At 72.1% G+C, this 10570-nt stretch carries 12 protein-coding genes; 8 read left to right on the top strand and 4 right to left on the bottom strand.

Going from position 1 to position 10570, the window contains the following annotated elements:
- Nucleotides 1–59: 59 nt before the first annotated feature.
- On the top strand, nt 60–623 hold the full coding sequence (locus KUV85_RS13350) for a PadR family transcriptional regulator (protein WP_219960383.1): 564 nt from the start codon (nt 60–62) through the stop codon (nt 621–623).
- Nucleotides 624–699: 76 nt separating this feature from the next.
- Nucleotides 700–1785: an inositol-3-phosphate synthase gene (locus tag KUV85_RS13345; RefSeq protein ID WP_219960382.1), complete on the top strand. Its 1086-nt coding sequence runs from the start codon at nt 700–702 to the stop codon at nt 1783–1785.
- Nucleotides 1786–1869: 84 nt separating this feature from the next.
- Here the strand turns inward: KUV85_RS13345 and KUV85_RS13340 are convergent, their stop codons facing one another.
- Together KUV85_RS13340 and KUV85_RS13335 are read right to left on the bottom strand one after the other, a co-directional pair.
- Complete coding sequence (locus tag KUV85_RS13340) at nt 1870–2535, bottom strand: HNH endonuclease family protein (RefSeq protein ID WP_219960381.1); 666 nt, start codon at nt 2533–2535, stop codon at nt 1870–1872.
- 134 nt (nt 2536–2669) lie between these two features.
- Nucleotides 2670–3179 (bottom strand): GNAT family N-acetyltransferase, encoded by a 510-nt coding sequence (locus tag KUV85_RS13335; RefSeq protein ID WP_237690139.1) that lies wholly within the window; start codon nt 3177–3179, stop codon nt 2670–2672.
- 95 nt (nt 3180–3274) lie between these two features.
- On the opposite strand from KUV85_RS13335, the gene KUV85_RS13330 reads away from it, so the two are divergent.
- Nucleotides 3275–4651 (top strand): NAD-dependent succinate-semialdehyde dehydrogenase, encoded by a 1377-nt coding sequence (locus tag KUV85_RS13330; protein WP_237690138.1) that lies wholly within the window; start codon nt 3275–3277, stop codon nt 4649–4651.
- A gap of 45 nt (nt 4652–4696) precedes the next feature.
- Nucleotides 4697–5458 carry an isocitrate lyase/PEP mutase family protein gene (locus KUV85_RS13325; RefSeq protein ID WP_219960379.1) on the top strand — a complete coding sequence of 254 codons (762 nt, stop codon included), beginning with the start codon at nt 4697–4699 and terminating at the stop codon, nt 5456–5458.
- Nucleotides 5459–5494: 36 nt separating this feature from the next.
- On the opposite strand, the gene KUV85_RS13320 is transcribed toward KUV85_RS13325, so the two are convergent.
- The gene (locus tag KUV85_RS13320; RefSeq protein ID WP_237690295.1) at nt 5495–6094 is read right to left on the bottom strand and encodes a TetR/AcrR family transcriptional regulator; all 600 of its coding nucleotides are present in this window, start codon (nt 6092–6094) and stop codon (nt 5495–5497) included.
- A gap of 66 nt (nt 6095–6160) precedes the next feature.
- Between KUV85_RS13320 and KUV85_RS13315 the strand changes: the two genes are divergently transcribed.
- From KUV85_RS13315 to KUV85_RS13300, 4 genes are all read left to right on the top strand, one after another.
- Entirely contained in the window at nt 6161–7111 is a 951-nt protein-coding gene (locus tag KUV85_RS13315; protein WP_219960377.1) for a patatin-like phospholipase family protein, read from the top strand.
- Nucleotides 7108–8595, top strand: coding sequence for a flavin-containing monooxygenase (locus KUV85_RS13310; protein ID WP_219960376.1), 1488 nt, complete (start codon nt 7108–7110; stop codon nt 8593–8595). The genes KUV85_RS13315 and KUV85_RS13310 overlap by 4 nt, the downstream gene beginning before the upstream one ends.
- Nucleotides 8592–9434: an SDR family oxidoreductase gene (locus KUV85_RS13305; protein ID WP_219960375.1), complete on the top strand. Its 843-nt coding sequence runs from the start codon at nt 8592–8594 to the stop codon at nt 9432–9434. Before KUV85_RS13310 ends, KUV85_RS13305 begins: the two co-directional genes overlap by 4 nt.
- Nucleotides 9435–9514: 80 nt before the next feature.
- Nucleotides 9515–9994: a GNAT family N-acetyltransferase gene (locus KUV85_RS13300; protein ID WP_219960374.1), complete on the top strand. Its 480-nt coding sequence runs from the start codon at nt 9515–9517 to the stop codon at nt 9992–9994.
- A 93-nt stretch (nt 9995–10087) separates the two neighbouring features.
- On the opposite strand, the gene KUV85_RS13295 is transcribed toward KUV85_RS13300, so the two are convergent.
- On the bottom strand, nt 10088–10549 hold the full coding sequence (locus tag KUV85_RS13295; RefSeq protein WP_219960373.1) for an SRPBCC family protein: 462 nt from the start codon (nt 10547–10549) through the stop codon (nt 10088–10090).
- Between the last annotated feature and the right edge of the window lie 21 nt (nt 10550–10570).

The following is a 10570-nucleotide window of genomic DNA, read 5'->3' as shown; positions in this document are numbered from 1 at the left end:
GGACACTCTCGATCCATCGAGAGTTCACGTTTCGCAGATATATCGATACGATAGGTGTCATGGCACGGCGTGGCGAGACCATCGAGCTGGCAGTCCTCGGACTGCTGCACGAAGGACCCATGCACGGCTACGAGCTGCGCAAGCGCCTCAACCTGATGCTGGGCTGGGGCCGCCTGCTGTCCTACGGCTCGCTGTACCCCGCGCTGAAGAAGATGCTCCGCGCGGGGCTCATCGAGGAGGCGCCGCACCACAGCGCTCCCGCCAACCGTCGCCAGCGCATCGTCTACCAAGTCACCGACCAGGGCACCGACGAGTTCCAGCGCCTGATGTCCGAGGTCGGACCGACCGCCTGGGAGGACGGCAACTTCGACATCCGGTTCCGGTTCTTCTCCTCCACCGACATGGGGGTGCGACTGCGCGTGCTCGAGGGCCGCCGGTCGCGACTGCAGGAGCGCCTGGACCGGGTGCAGCGCGAGCTGTCGATGACCCAGAAGGAAGTGGACCGGTACGCCGCCGAGCTGCAACGGCACGGCGTCGAGTCGGTCGAACGAGAAGTCAAGTGGCTCTCGGAGCTGATCCAGGCCGAACGCGGCGAGGAACCGGCTCCGCAGGGCGACAACTGAGATGGACACCCGACGCGAGGGCTCCCTCGCACCCGAGGCCATGACCACGGCCGCCAAGACAAGGAAGGAATCCCCGATGGGTTCGGTACGAGTAGCGATCGCCGGTGTAGGCAACTGTGCGACGTCGTTGATCCAGGGCGTGCACTACTACAAGGACGCCGACCCGGACGGCTCCATCCCCGGGCTGATGCACGTCACGTTCGGTGACTACCACGTCAGCGACGTGGAGTTCGTCGCCGCGTTCGACGTCGACGCCAAGAAGGTCGGCTTCGACCTGGCCGAGGCGACGCAGGCCTCGGAGAACAACACCATCAAGATCTGCGACGTCCCGCCGACCGGCATCACCGTGCAGCGCGGCCCGACGCTCGACGGCCTCGGCAAGTACTACCTCGAGACCATCGACGAGGCCGACGCCCCGGCCGTGGACGTGGTGCAGGCCCTCAAGGAGGCCGAGGTCGACGTCCTCGTGTCCTACCTGCCGGTGGGCTCGGAGGAGGCCGACAAGTTCTACGCCCAGTGCGCCATCGACGCCGGCGTGGCCTTCGTCAACGCGCTGCCGGTCTTCATCGCGTCCGACCCGGCGTGGGCGAAGAAGTTCGAGGACGCGGGCGTCCCGATCATCGGTGACGACATCAAGTCGCAGGTCGGTGCCACCATCACCCACCGCGTCATGTCCCGCCTCTTCGAGGACCGCGGTGTCGTGCTGGACCGCACCTACCAGCTCAACATCGGCGGCAACATGGACTTCAAGAACATGCTCGAGCGCGAGCGGCTGGAGTCGAAGAAGGTCTCCAAGACCCAGGCCGTCACCTCGAACCTCAGCGGTCCGCTGTCGGGCAAGATCCACGACAAGGACGTCCACATCGGTCCCTCGGACTACGTCCCGTGGCTCGATGACCGCAAGTGGGCCTACGTCCGCCTCGAGGGTCGCGCCTTCGGTGACGCCCCGCTGAACCTGGAGTACAAGCTCGAGGTGTGGGACTCCCCGAACTCGGCCGGCATCATCATCGACGCCATCCGTGCGGCGAAGATCGCCAAGGACCGCGGCATCGGTGGCCCGATCATCTCCGCGTCGTCCTACCTGATGAAGAGCCCGCCGGTGCAGATCGAGGACACCGAGGGTCGCGCCCGCGTCGAGGCCTTCATCAAGGGCGAAGAGTGAGCGCTCGACCCTGAAGGTCCCACGACGACCGTCACCGACGCCCCGGAGGTTCGCCTCCGGGGCGTCGGTGCATCGTGACCGTACTCAGCGTGCGACGGCCACGCTGATCGTGGTGTTGCTGCACCCGAGCGCCGCGGCCTCGTCGCGCAGGAAGTCGCGCTCGGCGGCGTCGACGCTGAGCCGCCACCGGTGCTTCACCGCGACCCACTGCTGCAGGTAGCGGCACTGGTAGAGCGCGGGCATCCACTCACGCGGGTCGCGGTCGCCCTTGGAGCGGTTGGAGCTGGCGGTGACGCCGACGAGCGTGCGGTAGTCGCCCAGGTCGTTGGCGAAGGACTCGCGCGTGCTCGCCGACCACGTGCGGGCACCGGAGTCCCAGGCCTCGGCCAGCGGCACGAGGTGGTCCATGTCGACCTCGGAGTCGTCGTACACGCTCACGCCGTCGTAGTAGGAGTACCAGCGGCCACCGGACAGCGAGCAGCCGCTGCCGACGGTGACCGGGTCGTCGGCCTCGTCGATGAGCACCTCACGGCGGGCGTCGCAGCCGTCGCCGTCGGCGTCGACCCAGTGGTCGAACTCGTCGCGGTCATAGCCGGTGCGGACCTCGTTCGCGACGGTCAGGTCGTCGATCGCGGTCAGGAACGGGGCGGAGTAGGAGCCGGCCGCCTGACTGGGCGGCACGGCGAGCGCGAGCAGTGCGATCGCGAGGATCGCGGTGAGGGGTGCGGCGTACCTGGTGACGCTGGGCATGGGTGCAGACCTCCGAGAACGGTGAGCAGTTGCCCCACGATGCGACCAACCACAGCTGGCCGTCCAGTGCCACGCCGGACGAGCCCGGGTGTCGCTGCGGTGAAGCCTCGGTGACCCGAGCCCGGTCCAGCCGATCAGTCGGGCTCGCTCGCGCCCTCGGCCGGGCCCGGCCGGAGGACGACGTACGCCGCGATGTCGCGGTGGGCACCGTCGCGCCACTGGGCCGCGCGGGCCGTGGCCTCCAGGGTGAATCCGGCGGCCTCGAGTGCGCGCCGCTCGGCCCGGTTGTCGACGTCGGTGTGGGCCTCCACCCGCGACACCGTGGTGTGCCGCCAGAACAGCTCGACGAGCGCGCGCTGCGCCCGGGCGCCGACACCGCGGCCCCGCGCACCGGGCGCCAGCCAGATGCCGATGACCGGGTTGGCCGAGGGCGGGTTCGGGCCCCACCGCCGCCAGACCCAGCTCACGTTCCCCACGGCCGCGTCGTCGGGTCCCGCGACCGTCAACCCACCGGGGTCGGCGGACAGCGAGCTGCTCAGTGGTTCGTGTCGCGGCGGCCGCGGCCCGAAGTCCTCGAAGGGAGCGTCCTCACCGGTCAACGCGGACAGGTCGGCGACGGCCATCGGCCGCAGGGTGGTCAGCACCGCACCAGCCTAGGGAGCACCGTCGCGCACCCGGCGGCGTCGTACCGTCGAGGGGGCAAGAGCGAACCATCCGACAACGGAAAGCGAGCACGCTCGTGCCCACGATCACCACCCGCAACCCCGCCACCGGCGAGGACCTGCAGACCTACGACCTGCACACCGACGCGCAGGTCTCCGAGATCATCGACGCCACCCACCGCGCCTTCGGCGAGTGGCGGCGTACGCCGATCGAGCAGCGCGCCGAGGCGGTGCGCGCGATCGGCCAGCACCTGCGCGACAACGAGCAGGAGCTCTCCGAGCTGATGACCGCCGAGATGGGCAAGCCGATCGCACAGGGCTCGCCCGAGGTGCAGCTGTGCGCGGCCATCTGTGACTGGACCGCCGACAACGCCGCCGAGATCCTGGCCGACGTCGAGCAGCCCAAGGAGGGCGGCCGGGCCCTCATCACCCACCAGCCGATCGGCGTGGTCTACGGGATCCAGCCGTGGAACTTCCCGATCTACCAGGTCATCCGCTTCAGCGTCTCCCAGCTCATCGCCGGCAACACGGTGCTGCTCAAGCACGCCGAGTCGGTCTTCGGCATGGCGCTGCGGCTCGAGGAGCTCTACCGCGCCGCCGGGATCCCGCAGGACGCCTTCCGCGTGCTGCTCATCGACCACGGCCAGTCCGACGACGTCATCGCACGGCCGGAGGTGCGCGGCGTGACGCTCACCGGCTCCGACGGTGCGGGCAAGCACGTCGCCGCCGAGGCCGCGAAGCACCTGAAGAAGGCCGTCGTCGAGCTCGGCAGCAACGACTCCTACCTCGTCCTCTCCGACGCCGACGTCTCCGCCGCCGTCCAGACCTGCGTGCAGGGCCGCATGGCCAACAACGGGCAGACCTGCGTGGCGGCGAAGCGGTTCGTGGTCGTCGACGAGGTCTACGACACCTTCCGCGACGCCTACGTCGAGGCGATGGCGGGCGTCGAGATGGGCGACCCCACCGACGAGGGCTGCCAGCTCGGGCCGATGTCGCGGGTGCAGCTGCGCGACGAGCTCCACGACCAGGTCCTCGCCTCGGTCGAGAAGGGCGCCAAGGCCACCGTCGGTGGTGAGAAGCCCGAGGGAGCCGGCGCGTGGTACCCCGCGACCGTGCTGGAGAACGTCGAGCCGGGCCAGCCGGCGTACGACGACGAGCTGTTCGGGCCGGTCGCGGCGCTGATCCGTGCCCGCGACGACGAGGACGCGATGCGGATCGCCAACGACTCCCGCTACGGCCTCGGCGGCGGCATCTTCTCCGCCGACACCGCGCGGGCGGTGGAGCTGGCCCGCACCGAGTTCGACACCGGCATGGTCAACGTCAACGGGTTCAACCTCGCCAACCCCCACCTGCCCTTCGGCGGCGTGAAGGACTCCGGCTTCGGCCGCGAGCACGGCGAGCCCGGGCTCAAGGAGTTCGTCAACATCAAGACCGTGATGATCGACGGGGACTGATCGCGACGGCGGGGCGGCTCGGGGCCCGTCTGCGATGCTGAACGCATGAGCGACGTCGCGACCCGGGCCCACGAGCTGCTCCGCCTCCACCACACCGGGGAGACGCTGGTGCTCCCCACGGTGTGGGACGCCTGGTCGGCCGAGGCCGTCGTGGCGGCCGGGTTCCCCGCGCTCAGCGTGGGCAGCCACCCGCTGGCCGACGCCCGCGGCCAGCAGGACAACGAGGGCATGACGCTGGCCGACGCGCTGGACGGCGTACGCCGCATCACCGGCGCCGTCGACGTGCCGGTCACCGCCGACATGGAGTCCGGCTACGACACCCCGGCCGCCGAGCTGGTCGAGCGGGTGCTCGAGGCGGGGGCCGTCGGCATCAACATCGAGGACACCGTCCACAGCGAGGGCCGGCTGCGGGAGGTGGCCGAGCACGCCGACTACATCGGCGCGCTGCGGCAGGCCGCCGACGCCGCCGGGGTCGAGCTGGTGATCAACGGCCGCACCGACGCCTTCCTGGGCAAGGTCGCCACGTTCGAGGGCCCCACCGCCGAGGCGGTACGCCGCCTGCGGGCGTGCGAGGAGGCCGGCGCCCGGTGCGTCTACCCGGTCCGCGTCCCCGACATGGCCACCCTGCGCACCCTCCTCGCCGAGGTCTCCGGACCGCTCAACGTCACCGCCCATCCCGTCGACGGCGCCCCGTCGGGCTCGCTGGCCGAGCTGCGGGAGGCCGGCGTTGGGCGCATCACCTTCGGGCCGCTGCTGATGACGGCGCTGACCGGTGCGCTGACCGACCTGGTCACGCCCTGGGGCTGATCGCCCGGCTCACGGGGCTCCCTGGGCTCCCCCGGCTCACCGGTCGTCGGTCGGCGTCGCTCGCTCCAGGAACGAGCGGAGCAGGTCCACGAGGCTGGTGACGGGCAGCTCGGGGTCGAACGCGCGTTGCACGCCCAGTCCGATGCCCAGGGCGAGCAGCTGCACCGCGGCGTCCTCGGGCGGCAGCGGCAGCTCGACGCCGAGCTCGGCGGCCTGGCCGGCCATCAGGTCGGCCAGCGCGCCGGTGAACTCGCGGCGGCGGAGGGCCAGTGCCTCGTGCACGCCCTCGACGTGGCGGTGGCTGGTCGCGAACTCGACCTCGAGTGCGGTCCAGCCCACGTCGCCGATGTGGGTCTCGGCCCAGCCGGTGAAGGCCGCCAACCGGTCCTCGACCGTGGTGGCGGCGCCGACGGCGGCGGTGAGGGAGGTCGCGCGCTCGTGGTGGACGACGTCGATGACGGCGAGGCCAAGCTCGTGCTTGGTGGCGAAGTTGGAGTACACCGCGCCCTTGGAGTAGCCCGCGGCCGCGGCGACCTTGTCCAGCGAGGTGGCGTTGTAGCCCTCGGACAGGAAGAGCCGGTGCGCGGTCTCGACGAGCCGGTCGCGCGTCTGCGCGTGCGTCTCCCGCCGTGTCATCCGTGTCACGCGACCAACCTACCAACTGGGGTACCAATGGGATCCGGATACCGTTAGTATCCGAGCATGACTCGACGACGCGCCCTCGCCATCGGCTGTGGCGGCACCCTCGGCTTCGCCTGGACCGCGGTCGCGCTCCGCGCCCTGGAGGAGGAGCTGGACTGGGACCCGCGGACCGCCGCGGTCCTGCTCGGCACCTCGGCCGGTTCCGAGGCCGTCGCGGCCATCGGCGCCGGCCGCACGCCGCAGGACCTGCTCGACGCGCTGGAGCGGCGGCCCGGCGCCGACCCCGTGCTCAGCCGCCACCTCGCCCGCGCCCCGGGACGCTTCCCGCCGGTCCCCGCGCCGTCGCTGCCCGGGCTGGGACTGGCCCGTGCCACCCGTGCCGGGCGGTCGTCGTACGCCGCCGGGGCGGCCCTGCTGCCGCGCGGCCGGGGCGATGCCACCTTCCTCCGGGACTACGCCGCCGCGCTGACCGACGGCGCACCGTGGGTCGACCACCCGGCGACCTGGCTGGTGGCGGCCGACGCCACGACCGGCGAGCAGGTGCCGTTCGGCGCGCCGGGCGCGCCCCGCGCCGTCCTGGGCGAGGCGCTCGCGGCGTCCTGGGCGATCCCGGGCTGGTTCCCGCCGGTCGAGGTTGCCGGGCGCCGCTACCTCGACGGGGGTGCGGTCGCCTCGGTCTCCGCCGACCTGCTCGCGGACGCACCGGTCGACGAGGTCGTGGTCGTCGCGCCGATGACCACCGAGGGCGGCGTGCCGGCAACCGGCGCGGACCGCGTCGAGCGGGTCCTGCGGCGCCGGATGACCGCCGGGCTGGACCGCGAGGTGGCGGCGCTGCGCGCCGCGGGCATCCGGGTGGTCCGCATCGAGCCGGGCGCGGAGGAGCTCGCGGCGATGGGTCCCAACTTCATGGACCCCGCCCGTCGGGCGGCCACGCTGGAGGCCGCGCGGCGCGCCGTGCCGGCCCGGGTGGCCACCGCCGTCGTCGCAGCCGACCGGGGAGCGAGCGCATGAGCGCCCCCCGGGCCGAGCACCACGAGGTCGTCGTGGTCGGCGCCGGCATCTCCGGCATCGCCGCCACCATCAGGCTGCGCGAGGCCGGCATCAGCGACGTGGTCGTGCTGGAGAAGGCCGACACCTACGGCGGCACCTGGCGCGCCAACACCTACCCCGGGTGCGCCTGCGACGTCCCCTCGGACCTCTACTCCTTCTCGTTCGCCCCCAACAGCGATTGGTCGCGGGTCTACGGCACCCAGCCCGAGATCCTCGCCTACGTCGACGGGGTCGCCCGCGACCACGGCCTCGACGAGGTCACCCGGTTCGGCGTCGAGCTGCTCGACGCGTCATGGGACCGCGACCACTGGGTGCTGCGGACCAGCGCGGGCGAACTCACCGCCCGCTTCCTCGTCGCCGCGGCCGGTCCCTGGAACGAGCCCAAGATCCCCGACCTCCCCGGGCTCGCCGACTTCCCGGGCGAGGTGTGGCACTCGGCGCGGTGGCGCCACGACGTCGACCTGACCGGACGCCGCGTCGCCGTGATCGGCACCGGCGCCTCGGCGGTCCAGTTCGTCCCCGAGATCCAGCCCGAGGTCGCCGACCTCCACCTCTTCCAGCGCACGGCCCACTGGGTGCTGCCCAAGCTGGACCACGCGGTGCCCCGCGCCGAGCGGTGGCTCAAGCGCCGCGCCCCGCTGGTCGCGCGCGCCATCGGCGCCGTCGAGTACGCCGCGATGGAGCTGGTCGGCACCGCGTTCCACCACCCGCGGCCCCTGATGCACGCCCTGGAGAAGGTCGGGCGCGCCCACCTGCGTGCCGTCGTACGCGACGCGCAGCTGCGGGCCGCGCTCACGCCCACCTACCTGCTGGGCTGCAAGCGCATCCTGTTCTCCAACCACTACCTCCCGGCGCTGACGCGGCCGAACGTGACGGTGCACCCGACCGGCGTGGACCGGGTCGAGGGAGCGACGGTCGTGGGCAGCGACGGCAGCAGCGCCGAGGTCGACGCCATCATCCTCGGCACCGGGTTCCACATCCTCGACATGCCCGTCGCCGACCGGGTCCGCGGCGCGGACGGCCGCACGCTCGCCGAGCACTGGGACGGCTCCCCCGAGGCCCACCTCGGCACCGTCGTCGCCGGGTTCCCCAACGCCTTCGTCGTGCTGGGGCCGAGCCTGGGCACCGGCCACACCTCGGCGTTCACCATCGCCGAGGCGCAGGTCGCGCTCATCGTCGACGCGATCACCACCGCCCGCCGCGAGGGATGGTCCGCGCTCGCGGTCCGCCCCGAGGTCCAGGCGGCGTACGTCGCGCAGGTGCAGGACGCGCTCGGGTCGACGGCGTACAACGCCGCCGAGTGCCACAGCTACTACATCGACGCCAACGGCCGGAACAGCTTCAGCTGGCCGTGGTCGACCGGCGAGCTCGTCCGCCGCGTCAGCCGGTTCCAGCCTGACGAGTACCTCGTCACCACCCACGAGACCGCGGAGGTCACCGCATGAGCCGCTACCCCACCATCGACACCGACGGGGCGCTCGTCGCCGTCACCGGCGCCGCCCGCGGCATCGGCCTCGCGACGGCCCGCGCGCTCGTCGAGCGGGGCGCCCACGTCGCGCTGGGCGACCTCGACGAGGCGTTGGCCCGCGACGCCGCTGCCGACCTCGGGCCCCGCGCCAGCGGGCACCGGCTCGACGTCACCGACGAGGACTCCTTCGCCGCGTTCCTCGCCGCCGTCGAGGAGCACCACGACCGTCCGGTCGACGTGCTGGTCAACAACGCCGGCGTCATGCCCAACGGGGCCTTCCTCGAGCAGGACGGACGCACGGACCGGCTGACGATGGACGTCAACGTCCACGGCGTGATCCACGGGATGCGGCTGGTGCTGCCCGGCATGGTCGAGCGCGGCCGGGGCCACGTGGTCAACGTCGCCTCCCTCGCCGGCAAGTTCCCCCTCAAGGGCCTCGCCGTCTACAACGCCAGCAAGTACGCCGTCGTCGGGCTCACCGCCGCGACGCGGCTCGAGCTGGAGGACACCGGCGTCTCGGTATCCGCGGTGCTGCCCAGCGCCGTGCGCACCGAACTCTCCTCCGGCATCGACTACGGCCTGCTGCCCGACGTCGAGCCGGAGGACATCGCCGCCGCCGTGGTGGCCTCGATCGGCCACCGGCGTGCCGAGACCGCCGTGCCGTCCTACGTCGGCGCCGCCACCACCGGCGCCGCGCTGGTGCCCGAGTCCGTGATGCGGCGACTGCGCCGCCTGTTCGGCGACGACGCTGCCATCACCAAGGTCGACGACACCGCCCGCCGCTCCTACCTGGACCGCATCGGCGCCCAGGGCTGACCGAGGGCTGACCCAGGGTTGACCGGGGGCTGACGCGGACGGCCGAGCGGCGGGCCCCGGGGATGGACTTGAATGGCCCCATGAGCGACCCCCGGATCCGGCGCGCGCGACCGGACGACGTACCCGCCCTCGTCGGCCTCGTCCACGAGCTCGCCGACTACGAGCGCGAGCCCGAGTCCTGCCACCTCACCGAGGAGCAGCTCCACACCGCCCTCTTCGGCGAGGCGCCGTCGGTCTTCTGCCACGCCGCCGAGATCGACGGCGAGGTCGTGGGCCTCGCCCTGTGGTTCCGCAACTTCTCCACCTGGGAGGGCGTCCACGGCGTCTACCTCGAGGACCTCTACGTCCGACCCGCCCAGCGGGGCTCCGGCCTGGGCAAGGCGCTGCTCGCCACACTCGCCCGCGAGTGCGTCGAGCACGGCTACGGCCGCCTGGAGTGGGTCGTCCTGGACTGGAACGCCCCCTCGATCGCGTTCTACGAGTCCCTCGGCGCCCGCCCCCTGAGCGAGTGGACGACGTACCGCCTCACCGGGGACGCGCTGCGGGAGCTGGGGGGCTGAGGGATCCCCGGTCAACCGGGGATCCCCTCACTTCCATGGGGTTGCAATCCCATGGAAGTACCAGAATCCCCGGTTGACCGGGGATCCTTGGGGTCACTTCTCGACGTCGGCCTTCAGGTTCGCCAGCGTGTCCTGCATGCCGGCGCGGAGCTCGTCGGTGAAGCCCTGGACGCCGCCGAGGACGACCTTGGTGAGACCGCGGGAGAGGCCGGAGACGCCGTCGGGGGTCTCGCGGCGGTGGGTGACGGTGGTGGTGCCGTCGCCGGCGTCCTCGAGCTGGAAGGACCAGATGGTGCGGTTCTCGGTGATGCGGAACGCGAAGTCGCGCTGCGGCTCGAAGCGGACCACCTTGCCGTTGGTGGGCCAGTGCTTCCAGCCCTGGTGGTTGAGGTTGAGGAAGCGGGCGCCCTGCTTCACCTCGCCGCCGAGGACCTTGGTCTTGACGACCTGGTCGCTCCACTGCGCCATGCGGGGCAGGTCGGTGACGCGCGCCCACACCTGGGCGGGGCTGGCGTTGATGGTCGTCGTCGCGGTCAGTTCGGGAGCTTCGGTCATGCCGGCAGCCTAGAACGCGTT

Source organism: Nocardioides panacisoli (assembly GCF_019448235.1).
In the GTDB taxonomy this organism is placed as follows: Bacteria; Actinomycetota; Actinomycetes; order Propionibacteriales; family Nocardioidaceae; genus Nocardioides; species Nocardioides panacisoli_A.
The sequence above is the reverse complement of the archived record's forward strand: the minus strand, read 5'-3'. Positions and strand labels throughout refer to the sequence as shown.